14 protein-coding genes and 1 pseudogene are annotated in these 22068 nt (G+C 72.6%); 3 read left to right on the top strand and 12 right to left on the bottom strand.

Going from position 1 to position 22068, the window contains the following annotated elements; translation table 11 throughout:
- Positions 1 to 54: 54 nt before the first annotated feature.
- From AC068A_RS24095 to AC068A_RS24070, 6 genes are all read right to left on the bottom strand, one after another.
- Entirely contained in the window at positions 55 to 765 is a 711-nt protein-coding gene (locus tag AC068A_RS24095) for a ribonuclease HII (protein WP_478588049.1), read from the bottom strand.
- Positions 766 to 1195: 430 nt separating this feature from the next.
- Entirely contained in the window at positions 1196 to 2956 is a 1761-nt protein-coding gene (locus tag AC068A_RS24090; protein ID WP_478588047.1) for a DUF4153 domain-containing protein, read from the bottom strand.
- Between the two features lie 283 nt (positions 2957 to 3239).
- On the bottom strand, positions 3240 to 4157 hold the full coding sequence (locus AC068A_RS24085; RefSeq protein WP_478588045.1) for an ADP-ribosylglycohydrolase family protein: 918 nt from the start codon (positions 4155 to 4157) through the stop codon (positions 3240 to 3242).
- A gap of 11 nt (positions 4158 to 4168) precedes the next feature.
- The gene (locus tag AC068A_RS24080; RefSeq protein ID WP_478588043.1) at positions 4169 to 4828 is read right to left on the bottom strand and encodes a histidine phosphatase family protein; all 660 of its coding nucleotides are present in this window, start codon (positions 4826 to 4828) and stop codon (positions 4169 to 4171) included.
- A 73-nt stretch (positions 4829 to 4901) separates the two neighbouring features.
- Entirely contained in the window at positions 4902 to 5507 is a 606-nt protein-coding gene (locus AC068A_RS24075) for a YdbC family protein (protein WP_478588041.1), read from the bottom strand.
- A gap of 32 nt (positions 5508 to 5539) precedes the next feature.
- The gene (locus AC068A_RS24070; protein WP_478588039.1) at positions 5540 to 6379 is read right to left on the bottom strand and encodes an arylamine N-acetyltransferase family protein; all 840 of its coding nucleotides are present in this window, start codon (positions 6377 to 6379) and stop codon (positions 5540 to 5542) included.
- A 76-nt stretch (positions 6380 to 6455) separates the two neighbouring features.
- Here AC068A_RS24070 and AC068A_RS24065 point away from each other — a divergent pair.
- Positions 6456 to 6948: pseudogene (locus tag AC068A_RS24065) on the top strand (DUF1152 domain-containing protein); the annotation flags it as partial.
- A 112-nt stretch (positions 6949 to 7060) separates the two neighbouring features.
- Here the strand turns inward: AC068A_RS24065 and AC068A_RS24060 are convergent.
- Entirely contained in the window at positions 7061 to 9946 is a 2886-nt protein-coding gene (locus tag AC068A_RS24060; RefSeq protein ID WP_478588037.1) for a vitamin B12-dependent ribonucleotide reductase, read from the bottom strand.
- 176 nt (positions 9947 to 10122) lie between these two features.
- Positions 10123 to 10635 (bottom strand): transcriptional regulator NrdR, encoded by a 513-nt coding sequence (nrdR, locus tag AC068A_RS24055; RefSeq protein WP_478588035.1) that lies wholly within the window; start codon positions 10633 to 10635, stop codon positions 10123 to 10125.
- Between the two features lie 487 nt (positions 10636 to 11122).
- On the opposite strand from nrdR, the gene lexA reads away from it, so the two are divergent.
- Complete coding sequence (gene lexA / locus AC068A_RS24050) at positions 11123 to 11914, top strand: transcriptional repressor LexA (protein ID WP_478588033.1); 792 nt, start codon at positions 11123 to 11125, stop codon at positions 11912 to 11914.
- A gap of 218 nt (positions 11915 to 12132) precedes the next feature.
- Here the strand turns inward: lexA and AC068A_RS24045 are convergent, their stop codons facing one another.
- From AC068A_RS24045 to AC068A_RS24030, 4 genes are all read right to left on the bottom strand, one after another.
- Entirely contained in the window at positions 12133 to 14103 is a 1971-nt protein-coding gene (locus tag AC068A_RS24045; RefSeq protein ID WP_478588031.1) for an ATP-dependent DNA helicase, read from the bottom strand.
- 271 nt (positions 14104 to 14374) lie between these two features.
- A complete protein-coding gene (locus AC068A_RS24040; RefSeq protein ID WP_478588030.1) occupies positions 14375 to 15052 on the bottom strand; it encodes a GNAT family N-acetyltransferase in 678 nt (225 codons plus the stop codon).
- 5 nt (positions 15053 to 15057) lie between these two features.
- Entirely contained in the window at positions 15058 to 17049 is a 1992-nt protein-coding gene (locus tag AC068A_RS24035) for an IucA/IucC family protein (RefSeq protein WP_478588028.1), read from the bottom strand.
- Between the two features lie 1982 nt (positions 17050 to 19031).
- The gene (locus AC068A_RS24030) at positions 19032 to 20288 is read right to left on the bottom strand and encodes an aminotransferase class III-fold pyridoxal phosphate-dependent enzyme (protein WP_478588146.1); all 1257 of its coding nucleotides are present in this window, start codon (positions 20286 to 20288) and stop codon (positions 19032 to 19034) included.
- Positions 20289 to 20781: 493 nt separating this feature from the next.
- Between AC068A_RS24030 and AC068A_RS24025 the strand changes: the two genes are divergently transcribed.
- Positions 20782 to 21957 carry a trypsin-like serine peptidase gene (locus tag AC068A_RS24025; RefSeq protein WP_478588026.1) on the top strand — a complete coding sequence of 392 codons (1176 nt, stop codon included), beginning with the start codon at positions 20782 to 20784 and terminating at the stop codon, positions 21955 to 21957.
- The last annotated feature ends 111 nt before the right edge of the window (positions 21958 to 22068 follow it).

The following is a 22068-nucleotide window of genomic DNA, read 5'->3' as shown; positions in this document are numbered from 1 at the left end:
ATCTATCAAACACCGGTACGAAACGTATCGGTGGGGGGCACTTGGGTGGTGCGATCAGAAATCGAAGCCGAGTTGGCCTCCGTTTTCCAGTTCCATCGCTTCCTCGCTGCGGCGCACCTTCTTCAGGTGGCGCCACCGGGGCAGTGCGTCGAGGTACGACCACGAGAGCCGGTGGAGCGGGCTGGGACCCAATTCCTCCAGCGCGGCCCGGTGTACGGGCGAGGGGTATCCGGCGTTGTCGCCGAAGCCGTAGGCCTCGAACCCGCCGCCCTGCACGCCGAGTTCGGCCATCATCCGGTCGCGCCTGACCTTGGCGATCACCGATGCCGCGGCGACGGCCACGCAGGACTGGTCGCCTTTGATCACCGTGCGGACCTGCCAGGGGGCGCCGAGGTAGTCGTGCTTGCCGTCGAGGATCACCGCATCGGGCGGTACGGGCAGCGCTCCCAGGGCGCGCTCCGCGGCCAGCCGCAGGGCGGCCGTCATCCCGAGATCGTCGATCTCCTCCGGGGAGGCGTGCCCCAGGCCGTACGAGGTGACCCACGCCTCCAGGACCTCGATGAGGGCGTCGCGCCGCTTGTGCGTGAGGAGCTTGGAGTCGGTGAGGCCTTCGGGCGGCCGACGCAGTCCGGTGATCGCCGCGCACACGGTGACCGGACCGGCCCAGGCCCCTCGTCCGACTTCGTCGACCCCGGCGATGACCTTGGCGCCGGTGGTTGCGCGGAGGGAGCGTTCGACGGTGTGGGTGGGTGCTTCGTAGGCCATGGCGCCAGCAAGATTACGCCGCCCCGGGCCGCCTGCACACCCCGGCCCGGGTGGAGTCCGCACGGCGGTGCGCTCGGCGGCCCGGGCACCGACGGCGGAGCGGTCGGCCGGGCGGCTGTTTCCCTGCTATCCGGGTCTTCTTGTTCGCTCCTGCATACTTTCTTGGAGCGTGTCGGTGGCGCCGCACGACACCGGGCGACAAACGGATCCCGCGCGTCCACAGGCCTTCAACCCGGCCCGACCCCCTGCGATACACGACCCCGATCAGCGGCGGCCCTACACTCCCGGGCCCTGCCGACGACAAGGCCACGGAGCCCGTTCGCACACGGGGCGTCGCATTCGTGAAGCACGGCTCGCAGCCGCTGACAGCACAGGGCCCGGGCGGGGGATCTCGTCCCGGGCCCGGGCCCGCGTACCGTGCGAGCGTCCCCTACTCGGAGCGGCTCGCGAACGCGCCGAGGCGGTGGCAGACCTCGTACGGGACGGTCACCGGACGGTCGTCGAGGATCTTCCGGGCCCGGTACTCGTCGAGGCTCATCGCGTACCACGGCACCCGGCCGGCCCGCGCGAGCTCGTCGTTGATCCCCCTCAGGGCGCAGGAGCGCTGCGGTTCGGGCAGCCGGTCCAGCGCGGGCACCGCGTCTGCCGACAGGAATCGGAAGTAGGCCAGGTCGATCTTGCCGGTCGCCCGGAAGCGGTCGGTGTTCTTGTCGGCCACCACGGCGTCCGGGGACATCAGCCCGAAGGCGAGGGCGGCTGCCGCGGCGCTGCCGACGACCGCGCGCGGCAGCCAGCGGGCGCCGAACACCCCGGCGGCCATGATCAGCACGATGACGAGGCCGAGCCAGAGCTCCATCGCGGCCACCGACACCCGCAGCCGGGTCAGGCCGTACGCGTCCACGTACAGGTCCATGCGGCGCAGCGCGGAGGCGACCACCACCAGGGTCAGCGCGCACAGCGTGCCGAGGACGCCGCGGACGAGCCGCCGGTCGGCGGTTCCGGAGCGCGGGGCCCAGCGCAGCGCGAGCGCGATCACGGCGAGGGTGAGCAGGGTCGCCCAGAGCAGCTGCCAGAAGCCCTGGCGGGCGTACTCGGCGTAGGTGAGCCCGGTGCTGTGCAGGACCTTGTCGTAGCCGCCGAAGAGGACGGCGAGTTGGACGGCGTTGAAGCCGGCGAAGAGCAGGTTCAGCACGACGAGCGGGAGCGCCCATTCGACGCGGGAGCGGGGCTTGCCGGCGGATATCTCGATCCGGTCCCAGCGCGACGGCGCCGCGGCGGTGCGGGCGAGGCCGAGGGCGACGACGGCCGCCATCAGGAAGAGCAGCAGCCGCACCGGGCCGTCGCCGATCGAGACGTCGGGGATGAGCCCGCCCAGCAGGTCTGCGAAGGCGGCGTCGGCGGACGCGAACAGGGCGCCGAAGAGCACCAGCAGGACCACCGCCACACCGGCCGCCTTGATCACGGGCATCCAGCGGCCCCGGTCGACCCCGCTGCCCCGCGCGCGCAGCCCGGCCCAGGTCCAGCGGATCCCGGTCACGGTCCCGTCGACTAGCCCGAGCGGGCTGAGCAGCGTGCCGTGCCAGGTGCGGCTGCCGTGCAGGGCGAGCGCGCCCGCGAGGAGGGCGCCGAGCAGCGCGAGGGTGGTGGGCCAGCCGGAGTCGCGCAGCGCGGGGACGGCGAGGAGGGCCACGCAGCCGAGCGCCCAGGCCACGGTCCACGGGCGGACGGTACGGCCGGCCGTGCGGGCGGCGGCGTACGCGGCGGCCATCGCCGGCAGGGCGACGAGCAGCAGGCCGGGGCCGAGGCCGTCGCCGAGGAACAGGGCGGCGGCGATGCCGGCGGCGAGGGCGGAGGCCAGTACGGCGGTGGAGACGGGCGCCGCCTCGGCGGGCTGGGCGGCCACGGCCCAGGAGAGCGGCGCGACGGACCAGGCGCCGCTGCGTCTGCGCTCCTGCCGGGTCTGGTAGGTCCGCCAGGCTGTGGGGTCCCAGCCCGGGGGCGGTCCGGCGGAGCCCCGCGCGGGTGCACCCGTGGCTGCGGCGCCGGGCCCGCCCGTTGCCGGAATCTGCTTCCCCGGTTGCGGGTTGGTGCTCCTCGGCGCTGCGTGCGTGCCGTCGCCCCCGGGCGCTGCCCCCGCATTGTCGTCCCCGGACGCTGCTTCCGCTGCGGCCGCGTCGGCGTTGTCTGCCATCGGGTTCCCCTCCCCTGTCAGCCGCCCCCGCCCACCTGCGGAAGCGGCGAAGCGCACAGGTTAGGCGTGTGACGCGCGGCTTCAGTGGGAGCGACAGACGCCTGTGGCAGGACCGTGACAATCCGGGGCGCGGGCGCGGGCGCGGGCGGCGGCGCGGGCCCGCGCGGCGGACTCTCCGGCCGGCTGTTCCGGCACAACACCCTCCGCCCGCTCCGGAGGAAACCACCTCACCCCCGCCCGGCCCCCGCAACGGGCAGCGATCCGTTCGGCTACCGGCTACCGGCTAGTGCGCCGGCGTCTGCGGAAGCCACGACGGGAGGGCTTCGGTGCGCGCCAGCCAGGCGGCCGGCAGCACTTCCTCCCCTTGCCCGCCCAGCACTCCGCCGACGATCGCGCAGGTCGTGTCGACGTCCCCGCCCACCTGCGCGGTGGTCCAGAACGCCTGCTCGTAGTCGTTCAGCGAGCGCGCCGCCGACCAGAGGGCGAACGGCACGGTGTCGTGCGCGCTGGTACGGCGCCCACAGCCCAGGACGGCCGCCACCGTGGTCGCGTCGCCGTAGTCCAGCATGTCCCGTGCCCGCCGCAGCCCCGCACCCACGGCGCTGCGCGGTACCAGGGCGATGACGTTGTCCAGCAGGTCGGGGGCGGTCGGCGGGCCCAGCGGATCTGCCGCCAGCGCGGCTGCCGCGGCGACGGCCATCGCCCCGCACACCGCCTCGCGGTGCTGGTGGGTGGTGTAGGCGGAGATCTCCGCCTGGTGGGTCGCCTGCTCTGGATCGCCGGCGTACCAGGCGCCCAGGGGCGCGATGCGCATGGCCGCGCCGTTGCCCCACGAGCCCTGCCCGTTGAACAGCGCGGCGGCGAGGGTCCGCCAGTCCTCGCCCTCCCGGATCAGGCGCAGCATCCGGTTCACTGCGGGACCGTAGCCGCGGTCGAAGTCGTGGTGGTGGGCGAAGGAGTTGGCGAGGGCGTCCTGGTCGATGCGGCCGTGTTCGGCGAGGACCGCGACGACCGAGCAGGCCATCTCGGTGTCGTCGGTCCACTGCCAGGTCTCGGTGCCTGCGGGCAGTTCCCGGCGCTTGAGCAGGGGGTAGTTGACGGGGACGAAGTACTGGGAGCCCAGGGAGTCTCCCAGGGCCAGCCCGCGGAGGCTGGCCATGGCGCGTGCGAGGCGCCGTTCGGAAGAGGAGTCAGCGGTCATCGCGCGTCACTTTAGCCGTCCAGGTCATAAGGCTCGGGTGTGGTCCACCGCTCAAACGGGCGGTCCAGGCGGTAGCGGCCGTCGGGCTCCAGCATGAGCACCCGGTACTCGCCGTTCCCGGGATTGGAGAGGCATTCGAATTCGGCCACCGACCAGTGGAACCAGCGCATGCAGAACAGCCTCATCGTCAGCCCGTGCGTCACCAGCAGCACGTTCGGGGGGTGGTCGGGTGCTTCGAAGCTGCGGTGGAGGCTTTCCAGGAAGGAGCCGACGCGGTCGTAGACGTCCGCTCCGGACTCGCCTTGCGCGAAGCGGTAGAAGAAGTGCCCGTACGCGTCCCGGTAGGTCTTCTGCAGGCGCACGTCCTCCCGGTCCTGCCAGTTTCCCCAGTCCTGCTCGCGCAGCCGCGGCTCCTCGCGGACCCGGACCCGCGCCGGGTCCAGTCGCAGGTCCCGGAAGGTCTGCAGGGTCCGGCGGTACGGGGACACGTACGCGCTGACGCGCTCGTCGCCGAAGAGCTCGCGCAGCCGCGCGCCGGCTTCGGTGGCCTGCTGGTGGCCCAGCTTGGTCATCCGCAGGGCGTGGTCGGGTTCCCGCTCGTACACGGTGTCGTCGACGTTGCCCTCGGATTCCCCGTGCCGGACGAGGACGATGCGCCGTGGTCTTGCCATCTCTCGACCCTATGCGGCCTTCGGCGTGCCCGGCACCCGGGCACGCCGGTCGAGCGGGCCGATCCTCATACGGTCATACCGTCCAGGAGGCTTCCAGGTCGACGACGTCCCCGGTGAGCGCCTCGATGTCGGCCTCGGTCTGGGCGCGCAGGGAGAGCCGCTCGACCCGCTCCTGGCGGTACTTGCCGTGCTCGGCGGCCGCGTGCCACATCGACAGGACCAGGAACTCCCGGCCCGGTGCCTCCCCGAACAGGCCGCGGATCATTCCGGGAGACCCGGCCATGGCCGGATTCCACACCTTCTCCTGCATGAGCGCGAAGTGGTCCACGCGGCCCTCCCGTACCCGGGTGTGGGCCACGCGGACGACGTCGGCATCGGTGAAGCGCGGCTCGAAGCCGGTCTTCACGTCGAAGCGGTGGTCGAAGAGGCTGACCCGCGCATGGGTGTACGTGCCGGCCTGGGCCGCGGCCAGCCGGTCGTGCGAGCGGGCCATGAACGAGTCGTAGAAGGAACGGCTCTCCCAGAACGCGAAGACATGCGCGACCCCCTGCCTCCCCCGGCTCCAACCGCCGCCCTGTCCCCGGAATCCCGGCTCCCCCGGCAGCCCCGCCCATTTGCGCTGCCCGCGCTCGAACCCGCGTCGGTCCGTCACCGTGCAGCGAATCCACTTGACCAGCACGGCGTCATGGTACGGGCCCGGCGCGGCCCGGGTCAGTCCCTGGCGAGGTTCACCCGGTCCAGTTCCTCCGCATCCCGCTCGGAGAGGCGAAGTCCGAACTCGCGGTCGAGCACGGCGGGCAGTTCGTCCGGGGCGACGGACCGGCGCTCGCTGCGCCCGTCCGGGTGGAGGCGGGTGAGTTCCCGCCCGACGAGCGCGCTGCGGACGGCGTCGCCCGGCTTCTGCACGATGACCTGTCCGATGAATGCGGACCGGGGGTGGGTGGAGCTGTAGTGGTTCAGCAGGACGTAGTCGACGGGGTGGTAGCGCTGCGGGGAGAAGGCGTACAGATCGCGCCAGACGTCCCCGCGCAACAGGGACAGGGCGAGGATGCCGTCCTCCTCCTCGCGGACGGCATAGGTCCAGCTCCCTTGCGTCACTTCGGCTCCGGGCTGCGCCAGCGGGACCGGCTCCAGCGGGCCCTGGTGACCGAACCCGGCGTCGCACAGCCAGGGTTGGCCGTCGACGGTGACGACGAGGACGGCGTGCGTCACCGGGAGGAGGGTCTCGCCCCGGGTGCGGTTGCGGGCGCCGCGCCCGGACACCTCGAAGCCGATCCGCTCCAGGGCAGCGGCCAGCAGCGAGTTCTGCTCGTAGCAGTAGCCGCCGCGGCGGCCGTGTACGAGCTTGTCCTCGATGGCCTTGACGTCCAGCGCGATGGGGCGGCCGAGCAGTACGTCCAGGCTTTCGAAGGCCAGGGCACCGGTGTGGGCCCGGTGCACTGCGTACAACGTCTCGAGGTCCGGCCGGAGTTCCCCGTCGTCGCCAACGGGTCCGCCGTATCCGATCCGCGCGAGATACGCCCCGAGATCCAGCTGGTCACCACTCCACATGACGCTCCCCCGTTCCGGCCTCGCGGCCCTGAAAAAGTCCGCGGCGCCCACGCGCCGCGCTCGCACAATGATCGGCATGACGGCCCTGCACACCAACCCGCTCTTCGCCCGCCTCGCCGATGCCGAGACCGTCCTGGTCGCCGGCGCCGGCGGAGGCTTCGACGCCGTACTTCCCGGAGCGGGCACTGGCCCGGTGGCTGAAACTGCACGGCTATCCGTCCACGGTCCACGCCTTCCCCCAGCTCGGAGTGCAACCCCTGCGCGCCGCCTACCGGGCACTGATCGACCGGCACGCCGTCGACGCGGTCGTCCTCGTCGACGACGGCACGGACATCCTGGTGCGGGGGGACGAGGCCGGACTGGGCACCCCGGAGGAGGACCTGGCCAGCGTCGCGGCACTGGCCGCCCTGGACGACGTTCGGGAACGCCTCGTGGTCTCGGTCGGCTTCGGAGTGGACGCCTACCCCGGGGTGAGCCACGCCCTGGTCCTGGAGAACATCCCGGCGCTGGACCGCGAGGGAGCGTACCTGGGCGCGTTCTCGATCCCGCGGGCCACCCGGGAGGGCGCGCCGGCGCGGTCGCCGGACACGACGACGGGGACCGACCGGTGGTCGATCCCCGTCGTGTGCTGCCAGCCCGCGGACCGGGCGGATCACCCCGCCCGGCCCGCGGCGCCGCGGATCAGCTGCAGCCGCTGGTGGAGCCGCAGCCCTCGCAGATGTAGCAGGAGCCGGCGCGCTGCATCTTCGTACCGCAGGAGAAGCAGAGCGGGGCGTCGGCGGAGACACCGAGCTGCATCTCGACCAGTTCCGCGCTGGAGTGCGCGGTCTTCGGCGCCGGGACGGTCACGGCCTGCGCCTTCGGAGCCGCGGGAATGGAGGCCAGCGGGGCGGACTGGGCCAGGGACTCCGTGTCGATCTCCTCCTCGAGGGGCTCGTACGAGCCGGTCTCCAGGTGGCGCTGGCGCTCCTCGGCGGTGTGGATGCCGAGGGCGGAGCGGGTCTCGAACGGCAGGAAGTCCAGGGCCAGGCGGCGGAAGATGTAGTCGACGATCGACTGCGCCATCCGCACGTCCGGGTCGTCCGTCATGCCGGCGGGCTCGAAGCGCATGTTGGTGAACTTCGAGACGTAGGTCTCCAGCGGGACGCCGTACTGCAGGCCGACCGAGACGGCGATGGAGAAGGCGTCCATCATGCCCGCGAGGGTGGAGCCCTGCTTGGACATCTTCAGGAAGACCTCGCCCAGGCCGTCGTCCGGGTAGGAGTTGGCGGTCATGTAGCCCTCGGCGCCACCGACCGTGAAGGAGGTGGTGATGCCGGGACGGCCCTTGGGCAGGCGCTTGCGGACCGGGCGGTATTCGATGACCTTCTCGACGGCCGCGCGGATGGTGTCCTCGGCCTTCTCCGTGATCTCGGCCTTCTCCTGCTCCTTCTTCTTGGCGGAGAGGGGCTGGCCGACCTTGCAGTTGTCGCGGTAGATCGCGAGGGCCTTGACGCCGAGCTTCCAGGCCTCGAAGTAGATCTCCTCGACCTCCTCGACGGTCGCCGACTCCGGCATGTTGACCGTCTTGGAGATGGCGCCGGAGATCCACGGCTGGATCGCGGCCATCATGCGGACGTGGCCCATCGGGGAGATGGAACGCTCGCCCATGGCGCAGTCGAAGACCTCGTAGTGCTCGGTCTTCAGGCCGGGGGCGTCGATCACGTTGCCGTGCTCGGCGATGTGGGCGACGATCGCCTCGATCTGCTCCTCCTGGTAGCCCAGGCGGCGCAGGGCCTGCGGGACTGTGCCGTTGACGATCTGCATCGAGCCGCCGCCGACGAGCTTCTTGAACTTGACCAGGGCCAGGTCCGGCTCGACACCGGTGGTGTCGCAGGACATCGCCAGACCGATGGTGCCGGTCGGGGCCAGGACGGAGGCCTGGGAGTTGCGGAAGCCGTTCTTCTCGCCAAGGCGCAGGACGTCCTGCCAGGCCTCGGTGGCCGCGGCCCAGATCGCGTTGTCCAGGTCCTCGGTGCGCGGGGCGGCGGCGTTGGCGTCGGCGTGCTGCTTCATGACGCGCTTGTGGGCGTCGGCGTTGCGGGCGTAGCCGTCGTACGGGCCGACGATGGCGGCCAGCTCGGCGGAGCGCTTGTACGCGGTGCCGGTCATCAGCGAGGTGATGGAGGCGGCGAGGGTGCGGCCGCCGTCCGAGTCGTACGCGTGGCCGGTCGCCATCAGCAAGGCGCCGAGGTTGGCGTAGCCGATGCCGAGCTGGCGGTAGGCGCGGGTGTTCTCGCCGATCTTCTGCGTCGGGAAGTCCGCGAAGCAGATCGAGATGTCCATCGCGGTGATGACGAGCTCGACGACCTTGGCGAAGCGCTCGGCGTCGAAGGACTGGCTGCCCTTGCCGTCGTCGTCGAGGAACTTCATCAGGTTCAGCGAGGCGAGGTTGCAGGACGTGTTGTCCAGGTGCATGTACTCGCTGCACGGGTTCGACGCGGTGATGCGGCCGGACTCGGGGCAGGTGTGCCAGCGGTTGATCACACCGTCGTACTGGATGCCCGGGTCGGCACAGGCCCACGCGGCCTCGGCCATCTTGCGGAAGAGCGCCTTGGCGTCGACCTCCTCGATGACCTCGCCGGTCATGCGGGCGCGCAGGCCGAAGCTGGTGCCGTTCTCGACGGCCGTCATGAACTCGTCGTTCACGCGGACGGAGTTGTTGGCGTTCTGGTACTGGACAGACGTGATGTCGTCGCCGCCCAGGTCCATGTCGAAGCCCGCGTCGCGCAGGGCGCGGATCTTCTCCTCCTCCTTCACCTTGGTGTCGATGAAGTCCTCGACGTCCGGGTGGTCCACGTCGAGCACGACCATCTTGGCCGCGCGGCGGGTGGCGCCGCCCGACTTGATCGTTCCGGCGGACGCGTCGGCGCCGCGCATGAAGGAGACCGGGCCGGAGGCGTTGCCGCCGGAGGAGAGGAGCTCCTTGGAGGAGCGGATGCGGGAGAGGTTCAGGCCGGCGCCGGAGCCGCCCTTGAAGATCATGCCCTCTTCCTTGTACCAGTCGAGGATCGACTCCATGGAGTCGTCGACGGACAGGATGAAGCAGGCGGAGACCTGCTGCGGCTGGGGCGTGCCGACGTTGAACCACACCGGGGAGTTGAAGCTGAAGATCTGGTGCAGGAGGGCGTAGGTCAGCTCGTGCTCGAAGATCTCCGCGTCGGCGGGGGACGCGAAGTAGCCGTAGTCCTCGCCGGCCTTCGTGTACGTCTTCACGATGCGGTCGATGAGCTGCTTCAGACCGGTCTCGCGCTGCGGGGTGCCGACGGCGCCGCGGAAGTACTTGCTGGTGACGATGTTGACCGCGTTCACCGACCAGAAGTCGGGGAACTCGACGCCGCGCTGCTCGAAGTTGACCGAGCCGTCGCGCCAGTTGGTCATGACGACGTCACGGAGCTCCCAGTTCACCTCGTCGTACGGGTGCACGCCCGGGGTGGTGTGGATGCGCTCGATCCGCAGGCCGCCCTTGGCGGCCTTGGTCCCCTTGGTGCGGGAACCACGTGCCGAGCTGCTCGCCGTCTCTGTCATGCCGCCTGCCTCCCATATGCGGGCAAAAACGCCCTAAAGTGCCAGCAATATTCCGCGGCACAGTGCTGTGTCTTGTTACGTTTCTTCTCCCCCGGCTGCACCGGGAGTCCCCCGGCTAGCTCGGGGCGCTGGCGCCAGGCCGAGCAGACGGGCCGCGCCGGCGCGCGGCCGTCCGGTCAGTCGGCGGCGGAGGCGGGCACGGGGACCGAACCGGCCCCTCCGGACTCGCACTCTTCAGGGCGAGGCCGCCGGTCGCGCAGTTCCGCTATGGCGGTCTCGAAGTCTTCAAGGGTGTCGAACGCTTTGTACACGGACGCGAACCGCAGGTACGCGACCAGATCGAGCTCCTGGAGCGGGCCGAGTATGGCCAGGCCCACGTCGTGGGTGGTCAGCTCGGCGCTGCCGGTGGCGCGCACCGCCTCCTCGACCCGCTGGCCGAGCTTGGCGAGGGCGTCCTCGGTCACGGGCCGTCCCTGGCACGCCTTGCGCACGCCGGAGATGACCTTGGTGCGGCTGAAGGGTTCGGTGACCCCGCTTCGCTTGATCACCATCAGCGAGGCCGTCTCCACCGTCGTGAAGCGGCGGGAGCAGTCCGGGCACTGACGGCGTCTGCGGATCGACGTGCCGTCGTCGGTGGTCCGGCTGTCGACTACGCGGCTGTCGGGGTGCCTGCAGAAGGGGCAGTGCATGGGTTTCCTTCACCCTCCCTCTCGGCACGACTGAATCACCCCGCCACACCCCTGGACGACAGGGGCTCACCCTGTCGGGGGCTCGCGGAGCAGCCACAAGCATATGCGATTCCGGGGGCCTCGTGAGCCCGCTGAAACACAAGTTGTGGGTGACCTCGCTCATCCAACCACTAGATATGGGGTTGTGTCGGATTGACTCCGCTACCGCGTGTCGCGGCCCGATGACCAGGCGGAAGGGCCGCGCGGTGCCACACTGGCCAGGGACCGGAAGGCGCCGATCCGCGCGGGAAGGGTACCGTAAGCAGCGAACGCAGGACCGAACCCGCGTTCGGTGGAGCTGTCGCCGCCGCCACAGCTGCCATACACCTCTCGATGCAGCCACGGCGAGCGATCTGCGATATTTCACTCGAACGTGTGTTTGGCGCAACCTTTCGAAAGCAACTACCGTTGTCCAGCTAGGGAGAACATTTCGAGAGGGGCCGCCGACGTGACCACGACCGCAGACAGTGCCGCCATCACTGCCCAGAACCGCTCCCAGAGCCGACTCGACCCGGTGCACGCCATGAACGAAGCAAGCCTGAACCCGGAGGCGGAGTCCGTCCGGCCCGCACGCTCGCTGCCAGGGCGCCCCCCAGGCATCCGCGCCGACAGCTCCGGGCTCACGGACCGGCAGCGGAGGGTCATCGAGGTCATCCGCGACTCCGTGCAGCGGCGGGGCTACCCGCCGTCGATGCGGGAGATCGGCCAGGCGGTGGGCCTGTCCAGCACCTCATCCGTCGCCCACCAGCTGATGGCCCTGGAGCGCAAGGGGTTCCTGCGCCGCGACCCGCACCGGCCCCGGGCGTACGAGGTCCGCGCGTCGGACCAGCCCAGCTCGCAGCCCACCGACACCACCGGCAAGCCCGCCGCCTCGTACGTTCCCCTGGTCGGCCGGATCGCGGCCGGCGGCCCGATCCTCGCCGAGGAGTCGGTGGAGGACGTGTTCCCGCTCCCCCGCCAGCTCGTCGGCGACGGTGAGCTCTTCGTCCTGAAGGTCGTCGGCGACTCGATGATCGAAGCCGCGATCTGCGACGGCGACTGGGTCACCGTCCGCCGCCAGCCGGTCGCCGAGAACGGCGACATCGTCGCCGCGATGCTCGACGGCGAGGCCACGGTCAAGCGGTTCAAGCGGGAGGACGGCCATGTCTGGCTGCTCCCGCACAACTCGGCGTACCAGCCGATCCCCGGCGACGAGGCCACCATCCTCGGCAAGGTCGTCGCCGTACTGCGCCGGGTCTGAGCCCGCGCCCCTGTCCAGCTCCGGGACTCACTGCGCCGGTCCCGGAGCTGCCTTGTATCGCTTGCCGGTGCAGAGCATGCAGCCGCCGAGCTGACGGCCGTCGGCACCCTGGCTCTGGTGGTCCCGGTCCGGGTGCCGGCGGCTTCGTCGTGTTCCGTCGCTGCTTCGCGGCTCGTCCTGCGCCGCCGCTTCCTGCCGTGCGCCGGTAGTTCCCGTCGTTACTTCCCGTCCGCCTTGGCGGCCGCGTCGATGGCGGCGAGGGAGCGGCGGACCTGGTTGCGGTCCGTGGTGTACCAGAAGTCCGGGAGCGAGGCCTTCAGGAAGCTGCCGTAGCGGGCCGTGGCCAGCCGGGGGTCCAGGACCGCGACGATGCCCCGGTCTCCGGATGCCCGGACGAGCCGGCCCGCGCCCTGGGCCATCAGCAGCGCGGCGTGCGTGGCGGCGACCGCCATGAACCCATTGCCTCCGTGCTCCTCGACCGACTTCTGCCGGGCGCTCATCAGCGGGTCGTCGGGGCGCGGGAACGGAATCCGGTCCATGATGACAAGCTGGCAGCTCGGGCCGGGCACGTCCACGCCCTGCCACAGGGACAGCGTCCCGAACAGGCAGGTCTTCGGGTCGGCGGCGAACGTCTTGATCAGCTCGCCCAGGGTTTCCTCCCCCTGGAGCAGGATCGGGTGGTCGAGCCGGCCGCGGAGCTCCTCGGCGGCCGCCTTGGCGCCGCGCATCGAGGAGAACAGGCCGAGGGTGCGGCCGCCGGCCGCCTCGATCAGCTCGGCGAGCTCGTCCATCATGTCGCCGCGGGTACCCTCGCGGCCAGGCGTGGCCAGGTGCTTGGCGACGTAGAGGATGCCCTGCTTGGGGTAGTCGAACGGCGAGCCGACGTCCAGGCCCTTCCAGGCCGGCGCGTCGTCCGCCTCCACACCTTCGGGGGACAGCCCCAGCGAGGCCGCGACCCCGTTGAAGTCCCCGCCCAGCTTGAGGGTCGCCGAGGTCAGGACCACGGAGCGGTCCTCGAACAGCTTCTCGCGCAGCAGCCCGGACACCGACAGCGGGGCCACGCGGAGGGTGGCGCCGAAGCGGTCGTGGCGCTCGTACCAGACGACGTCGTACTCGGAGCCGGCGATGATCCGCTCCGCGACCGCGTGGACGTTCTCCACGGAGGCGAGTGCCTGCTTGCGGACCGCGTCCTCGTCGTGGACGGACTTGTCCCTGGTCGCCCCGATCGCGGAGATCACATTGCGCGCGGCGTCCCGCAGGGCGGTCAGCGCGTATCCGAGGTCCTCCGGGATCTCCTCCAGCCGGCCGGGGAGGGCCAGCTCCATGACCCGCTCGAAGGACTCCGAGGCGGTCTGCAGGGAATCGGCGGTCTTCTCGTCGACCAGCTTCGCGGCACGCTTCACGGCGCGGTTGACCTGGCCGGGGGTGAGCTCGCCGGTGGCGACCCCGGTCACGCGGGACACGAGCTCGTGGGCCTCGTCCACGATCAGCACCTCGTGCTGGGGCAGAACGGGGGCGCCCTCGATCGCGTCGATGGCGAGCAGCGCGTGGTTGGTGACGACCACGTCGGCGAGCTTGGCCCGCTCGCGGGCGGCCTCGGCGAAGCACTCGGCGCCGTACGCGCACTTCGACGCGCCGAGGCACTCGCGGGAGGAGACCGAGACCTGGCTCCAGGCCCGGTCGGAGACACCGGGCGTGAGATCGTCGCGGTCGCCGGTCTCCGTCTCGTCGGCCCAGTCGCGCAGGCGCAGCAGATCCTGCCCGAGCTTGCTGGTGGGGGCGGCCGCCTCGAACTGGTCGAAGAGGCCCTCCTCCTCGTCCTGCGGCGCGCCCTCGTGCAGCCGGTGCAGACACAGGTAGTTGGAGCGGCCCTTGAGCATGGCGAACTGCGGGCGGCGGCGCAGTTGCGGGTGCAGCGCCTCCACCGTCCGCGGCAGATCGCGCTCGACCAGCTGCCGCTGGAGCGCCAGGGTCGCTGTGGCGACGACCACGTGCTCGCCGTGCGCGAGGGCCGGCACCAGGTAGCCGAGGGACTTGCCGGTGCCGGTACCGGCCTGGATGAGCCGGTGGGTGTTGTCGTCGATCGCTTCGGCGACGGCTTCGGCCATGGCGACCTGGCCGGGCCGCTCCGTACCGCCGACGGCGGAGACGGCGGCGTGGAGCAGGTCGGTGAGGGAGGGCTTCGTCATAGCACCTCCCACCCTACGGGGCGCCACCGACAGTGACGGCCAGAGCGAGGATGCATGGTCGATACAAGGGTGCCGCGACCCCGGGCGGCGAGGGCCTGGCGGACGACGGCTTCACTCTCCCGGGTGAACCTCCACCCCTCGGGAACCTTGCTGCGCGGCGCAGAGTTTTTGGAAATGAAAGGACGGACGAGGAGGCCACGCGGCGGCCAGGAGAAGTACGAGGAGGCAGAGGAGACATGCGACGTCGGGATCCCGGGATGCGGGGCGGCCGTCAGATGAGATTTCGCAGCGCTCGCTCCCGGATCATCAGCGCGGCCCGCTTCCCGGGGAGGTCGATCTCGGTGGAACAGCGGAAGCCGGATGCAAGGAAGGCCGACACGGAGGGGGTGTTGCGGATGTCCGGTTCGGCGATGACGCGGGTGCAGCGCGGGCGGTTGTCGAGCACCAGGTCGGCGGCGGCGCGGAGCAGGGTCGTGCCCAGGCCGCGGCCGCGATTCGCGCCGTCTCCGATGAGCAGGTGGATACCGGTGTCGTGGGGCCGCGCGCGGTAGTGGCGGGCGAGCGGGTCGAGGTCGGCCCGGTAGACCTCCCAGTAGCTCATCGGTGCACCGTCGAGGAAGCCGATGCAGGGGATGCGGCTGCCGTCGCCGTCGAGCTGGGCCCGCAGGTGTGCGGCAGCGACGGAGGCGGGGCCGGCGAGGTGCCAGTACGCAGCCACTTCGGGGTCGTTCATCCACCGGGTGAGGAGTTCCAGGTCGCGGCCGAGGCGGACGGGCTCGAGGCGGAACACCCCCGCCACGGTGGTGAGGCTGCCCCATCCGGCCGGTGAGTCGAGCAGCTCGGCTTCGGCGAGCAGGGGCAGCAGCCGGGCCGCGAAGCGGAATGCGGCGGTGTGGGCAGTGGTGGGCCCGGCCGCGGGGGCGCGGGTTTCGGTCTCGGTGGAGGGCATCGGGCTCAATCGTGGAGGGGGTTGGTGATGGTGACGTAGACGGACGGGGAGTCGAGGCGGCCGACGAGTTCGTCGGGCCCGGCCGGGCGGGTGAGCAGGTTCGCCTCGCAGCGCAGGGTGGGTGAATCCAGCAGCCGCGCGGGCAGGGGGCCGAGGCCGGAGGCCTTGCCGAGGAAGCGGCGGAAGGCGGCGAGCAGCACGCGTTCGTCGGTGAGCCCCTCGGACCCGAAGGCCCCGATGAGGCCGAGCACGTTGTCGATGCCCAGGGAGGAGGTCAAGCGGTCGTCGGTCACGGCGTCTGAGACGAAGGTGTCGCTGGCCCTGCCGATGCCGGGGAGCCTGCGTTCCAGTTCCGCGCGGCGGGACGCGCGGAAGCAGTAGCCCTGGTTGCCGCGGTACCGGCCGCCGACGGGCCAGCCGGCCGGGTCGAGCACGACCAGCGTGTTCTGCTGGTGCGCTTCGAGGGCGATTCCTGCGAGCGCGTCGAAGGAGAGGACGGGCAGGACGACGTGGTCGAGGTAGCGCAGGAACCACTCGGTGGCGACGGCGGAGGTCGGGCGCCGGGTGGTGGCGGCGAGGCGGGAGACGGTCTCGGCGAGCCGCGAACGGATCGTGGGCCGGCCCGGCCAGGGGCGGAGCGCGGTGAGTGCGGCGATGCACAAGGCGTCGTCGTGGGAGCGGAAGGGGTTGTGGCGCAGTACGACGTCGAGTCCGGGGACGGGGGTGCCGTCCGGGGCGTCGACAGCGACCCAGGCGGGGTCGCGTACGAGGTCGAAGCCGGGGTGGGCCGCCCGCCACTGTTCCGCGAGGCCGGTGCGGAGCAGCCGGTGCACCTCGACGCCGCGGTGGAGTTCCTCGCGGAGGTTCTCCCGGCGGGAATTGGCGATGCGCAGGCCGAGGGAGAGCTTGAGCATCGCGGGGGCGCCGGGGCGGTGGACGGTGCGGATGGAGGAGGTGGGGTACCAGGGCTCGCCGTGCGGGCCGAGGTCGTGCAGGAGTCCGGCGTCGCGCAGGGCGGCGACGGATGGGCGCTGGAGCAGGTCACGGGCCTGCCAGGGGTGCACAGGAAGGGGGGTTGTGCCATCGGGCAGCGGGAGTTCGGGGGCGAGCCGGCCGAGGAGCCGGGCGGCGGTCACCGGGCGGCCGCGTTCGGTCCAGGCGGAGTCGGTTGCGAGGACGGAAGGGGCGACGGAAAACCAGTGCAGGGGGAAGGAGCCGTGGAGTTCGGGTGAGTAGCGGCGCGCTTCGATCTCGGAGAGCCCTTCGCGGCTCTTCGGATCGGGTTGGAGGGGGTGACCGAGGAGGAGGGACTGTTCGGCGGTGAGGAAGAGGTCACCGGCGACAGGGGCGGGCGGGGTGGGCCGTGCACGCCGGTCGGCGATGAACACCGCAGTCTTGCGCACCGAGTCGGCGACCCGGCCGACGAGGTCGCTGCCGTCGCGGCCGAAGGGCCCGACGGGGCTGCCCTCGCGGGCGATGACCGAGGCGAGGGTGACGGCGTCCAAGGCCGGGGCGTGGGCGGGGGCACCTTCGAGCCGGGCAAGGGCGAAACGGTGCCGGCCGGACGGGGACCAGTAGCGGACCGCAACGAGCAGGGCGGTGCCGGACGCGGGGAGGGGGATGCGCAGCAGAGTGCCGGCGGGCCCGTCGGGACGGCCGATGCCGTTCTCGCGGACCCAGCACCGCAGGAGGTTCTCCACCGCCGCGGCCTCGGCGGCAGTGGCCGGGTCGGGGTGGTCCAACAGGTCGGGAAGCAAAGCGGGTTCGTGCCCGGCCGGGCGCGCGGATCCTACGCGGATGCGGAACGCTCCGTGGTTCTGGCGGGGCACCAGGGCCCCGGCAGCCGGGGGCATTGGCGGAGCCGGCAGGTCCGGGTCGACCCCGCTCCCGCCTGCACCGCCCTCTGACCGGGCAGGGCTGCCGGAGTCCGGCTGCGGGCGGGCCGGCGAGGCCGGATCCGGGACAGTGTTCCCGCTGCCACCCCCGGCATCGGCCATCCGGCCGCCCCCGCCCGGGTCGGCCTGCGGGGCCTCGGCCGCTGCCGGGTCTGGGGGCTCGGGGGGCGTCGCAGCGTCCCCGGGCACCTGCGCAGCCGCTGGCGGAACCCCCTGCGCCGAGGTGCCGCCCGCGTCCGGAACCCCCGGGCCACCGGGGCCCGGTACGGCCTCCGGCCGAGCTGCACCAAGCGGCTCAGCCGGAGCGCTTGCAGGGTCGTCCTGCACGCCGTGCCGGGCCGGCCCGGGACGCTCCCGCTCCGTGGCTCGGCCCGTCGGAGCCCCGGCCGGAGGCGCGGCGGGCGCAGGGTGCCGCACATCGGCGTGCTGGACCGCTGGCGTACCCGGCACCGGCGGCGGAGCCTCCAGGCCTCTGCCCGACCCGGCGAGCTCGGCCGCCGACGGGGCGCTTCCCGGCCCGACGGGTCCGGCTGGGTCGGCCTGCGGGACGCCTGCGGGGAGGTGCTGTGCTCCAGGTCCGAAACCCTGCCCGGCGGGCGGGTTGGGCAGTCGGGCAGCCGAAGGACGCTGCGCGGACTGCCCAACGCCTCCCGCCCTGGCGGCCACATCGGGCTGATCGGTGGACGTCCGCTTGGAGGCGCTTGCGGGATGTTCCGCGTCCTCGGGCTGGGCCGAAGGGAAGGAGGGCATACCCCCCTGCCTCTGCAGGGGGCTCCCGTGTCCGACGGACCCGGCCGCGTCGCGCTGCGGTGCGGCCGCGGGCGAGTACGGGACCTCGGCGTTGGACCCCAGCCGTGCTGCCGCAGCCTCCGGGAGGGCCTGCCCGGCCGCCGGTTGGCGCTGCGCGGACTGCTCAAGGTCTCCGGCCGGGGTTGACCGGGGCCCCTGGACAGCGGGCGGGATGGGTGCGGTCCCGGCCACGAGCCCGGGCCCGGCGGGCCCACCCGCCGGGATGGGCCGCCCATCCGTCGGAAGGTGATGCGCGGACTGCTCAACGTGCCCGGCCGGGGTTGAGCGAGGCACTTGGCCAGCAGGCGGGATGGGTGAGGTCCCGGCAGCGGCCGCCGGCCCCGCCGACTCTGCCTCCGGGAGGGGTTGCCCAGCCGCCGGAGAGCGGTGTGCGGGCTGCCCAAGGCCCCGGTCGGGGTTTGGCCGGGGCGCCTGCCCGGCGGGCGGCGGTGGTGTCAGCCCGGCCGCGGGACCCTGTCCGGTCGGCCCGGCCTTCAGGCTGGGCTGCTGGGCAGTTGGCGGGTTCTGCACGATCTGCCCAAGACGCCGCGCGGGGGTCGACGGGGCGGCCGACTGGTCGGCGGGCGGCAGGGGCGGGGGCCCGGCCGTCGGCCCCGCTCCTGCTGGCTCGATCTTCGGACGGGGCTGCTGGGCGGCCGGAGAGTGGGGCGCAGGCCGACCAGGGTCCCCGGCGGGGGTCGGCCAGGCCCGCTGGTCGGCGGGCGGCAGGGGCGTGGGCTCAGCCGCGGGCCCCGGACCGGCCGGTGGGGTGGAGGGGCGGGCAGCGGGAGGGTGGTGCGCGGTGTGTTCAGGGTCCCCGGCGGGGGTTGGCCGGGCCGGCCGGCCGGTGGGTGTCGGGTCGGCCGGTGGGGTGGAGGGGCGGGCAGCCGGGGGGTGGGGAGGGGTGTGCTCAGGGGCCTCGGTCGCGGCTGGTGGGGGCGGCGGGGGCGTGGGGGGCAGCTGCGGGCGGCCGGCTGTGGGTGCCGGGGCGGTCCGGGTGGGCTGTTCGGGGCATTCGGTCGGCTGGACCGCGGTGAGCAGCGTCGGGTTGGGGTGCGGGGTTGGGGGGTGGGGAGGGGTGGCGGTCGCGGGTGGGCGGGGGGACGAGTGGGCGGGGTCTTCCGCGGTGGGGAGATGCGGGCTGGAGGAAGGCGGGGTTGGGGTGCGGTGGTCCGCCTCTGCGGGGTGGGGCGAAGAGGGGAGTTGGGTGGGTCCGGGTGTTCTCGTGGGGGCGGGTGGGGTGGTTGTGGGGGGCGGGGGCGTGGGGTCGGGCATGGAGGGTCCTTCGGGGTGGGTCAGTGGCGGCGGGCTGCGGCGGCGGGGATCGCGTCGGCGAGGCGGTCGAGGACGGCGCCGGCCTGCTCGTCGGTGAGGGTCAGCGGGGGCAGGAGCCGTACGACGCCGGAGTGGCGGCCGCCGAGGTCGACGATCAGGCCCCGTCTGAGGCACTGCTGCCGGACTGCCGTGGCGAGGTCGGGGGCGGCGGCCCGGGTTTCGGGGTCGACCAGTTCGACGCCGGTCATCAGGCCGCGGCCGCGGACGTCGCCGATGCAGGGGTGGTCCTCGGCGAGGCCGCGAAGGGTGGTGAGCATCCGCTCGCCCAGCGCTGCGGCGCGCTCGGCGAGACGGTTCTGCCGTACGAAGGCCAGGGTGGCGGTGCCGGCGGCCATGGCCAGCTGGTTGCCGTGGAAGGTGCCGGTGTGGGCTCCGGGGGCCCGGACGTCCAGGCCGGAGCGGTACACGATCAGGGCCAGCGGGAGGCTGCCGCCGATGGCCTTGGACATGACCATCACGTCAGGGACCACCCCTGCGTGGTCGATGCCCCAGAAGGCCCCGGTCCGGCCGACGCCCGTCTGCACCTCGTCCGCGATCAGCGGGATCCCGCGTTCCTCGGTGATCCCCCGCATGCGGCGCAGCCAGGAGTCCGGGGCCGGCAGGACCCCGCCTTCGGTCTGCACCGGCTCGACGAGCATCCCGGCCGGAGCCGGCACCCTGCCCTTGGGGTCGTCCGGGAGGCTCCCGGTCCAGCGGGCCGCGAGCCGGACGCCCTCGGCGTCTCCGACGCCGAACGGGCAGCGGAAGTCCTGCGGGTACGGAAGCCGGGTCACCCGTACGCCGAGGGCCCTGGCGGTCGTGCCGTGGTCGGCTCCGGTGAACGCGAGCAGCCCGGATCGGCCGGTCGCGGTGGTGACCAGCTCGAGCGCGGCCTCGACGGCGTCCGCGGCGGTGGGCCCGCAGAACCGGATGCGGGCGTCCGCGGCCAGTTCCGCGGGCAGGGTGGCGAACAGCTCGGTGGTGAAGGCGTCCTTGACCGGGGTGGCCACGTCCGGGACGTGCAGGGGGGCACCGGATTCGAGGACGCCGCGGATGGCTTCGAGCACCACCGGGTGGTTGTGGCCCAGGGCGAGGCTGCCCGCGCCGGAGAGGCAGTCGAGGTAGCGGCGTCCGTCGGCGCCCTCGATGGTGAGGCCGCGGGCGCGGACCGGGACGATCGGCAGGGAGTGCGCGTACGTGCGGGCGGGCGGCTCCCGCACCGCCTGGCGCCGCAGGATGCCCTCCGGCGCCTCCGCAAGGCCGCGCCCCGCACCGCCGCCGCGCCCCGCGCCCCCGCGGCCCGTACTGCCGCGGTCCGCTCCCCCGCGCCCCTGCGCCGCCCGGATCGCCTGTGCCGGGACCTGTACCGGGGCTCGGCCCGGCTGCGGAGGCAGGGGGGACGGGCGGTCGGACGGCGTGCCCGACGCCACGTCATGCCCGGTCAACGCCACGAGTGTCGGACCTCCTGCACGGACTGCTCTACCCGGTTGCGCCTCGAACACGAACGCGGCGCCCCATTCCCCGTACGTACCAACGACGGTGACGGCGGCTGAACACGGGTGGGCCCAAGATCCTTGCGCTGCGCGGTGCCGGGCCTGAGCCTCCCGGGAACCGCGGGCCCCGGCTGTGCCGTCCCCAACGGCAGCGGCATAGTGGGGTGCTGCACTCTCGGCGGCCCGCACCCCACCGCGGCCGCCGCCCACGCCCGGAACCACCAGGGGGATTGACGACATGCGACCGAACCGACCGGTCACCGCGATTCTGTGCGCGGCGGCACTTGCGATGACCGCCGCCGCCTGCGGACCCGGCGACGGGGAGGCCGGCGGAGACGCCAAGCCGACCGTGGCGGCGAGCGTCCCGTCAGGAGCCGACGGGATCAAGATCCCGGACCAGCTCAAGGACAAGCTCAAGCAGCACGGAATCGACCTGGAGAAGTGGCGGGGAGGTGAGTGGAAGAACTGGAACAAGGAGGACTGGCTCCGCGAGGCGGGCGACTACATCAACCCGGTCATCGAGGGCCTCTGGGACCCGGACCGCATGCGCGAGGCCGCCAAGACCCCGCAGCCCCCGGCCATCGACCCGGACGCGGGCAAGGACCAGGGCGTCACCGACCCCACCCCGGCGGCGGTCGCGGCGAAGCCGGCTGCCACGCCGTACCACTCAAGCGTCCCGTACTCCGGCAAGGTCTTCTTCGACGGCCCCGAGGGCTCGATGGTGTGCTCGGCGACCGTGGTCAAGGACCCGGCCCACCCGGGCAAGTCGAACATGGTGTGGACGGCGGGCCACTGCGTGCACGCGGGCAAGGCGGGCGGCTGGTACCGCAACATCGCCTTCGTCCCGTCGTACAACAACGCGGGCAAGCCGGCGGCGCAGCTCAAGGGCGCGCCGCGGCAGGAGGTGGCCCCGTACGGCGTGTGGTGGAGCGACTGGGCGCAGACCTCGGACCAGTGGATCGCGCAGGGCGGTCCGTCGGGTGGTGCGGGTGCCCCGTACGACTTCGCGGTGCTGCACGTGACCCCGGAGAAGAGCACGGGCAAGTCCCTGGAGGAGACGGTCGGCGGGGCGCTCCCGGTGGAGTTCAACGCCCCGGCGGTGCCGAAGGTGGCGAACATGACGGCGACGGGCTACCCGGCGGCGGCCCCGTTCGACGGCCAGAAGGCCTACCAGTGCACGGACAAGCCGGGCCGGCTGTCGCTGAAGGCGAATGACCCGGTGATGTACCGCATCGGCTGCACGATGACGGGCGGCTCCTCCGGCGGCGGCTGGGTCGCGACGGGCAGCGACGGCAAGCCGGTGCTGATCTCGAACACCTCGATCGGCCCGGCCAAGGCGGGTTGGCTGGCCGGGCCGCGGCTCGGCCCCGAGGCCAAGGGGATCTTCGACGCGGTGAGCGCCAAGTTCAAGTGAGCCCCGCGTCCCGGTGACGCGGAAAAGACCGAGGCCCCCTGCACGGTTGCCGTGCAGGGGGCCTCGGTCTTTTCCGGGTTCCGGTCTCCGGTATCAGCGCGACTGCGCGCC

It is taken from the genome of Streptomyces sp. NPDC043854 (assembly GCF_056436005.1).
The sequence above is the reverse complement of the archived record's forward strand: the minus strand, read 5'-3'. Positions and strand labels throughout refer to the sequence as shown.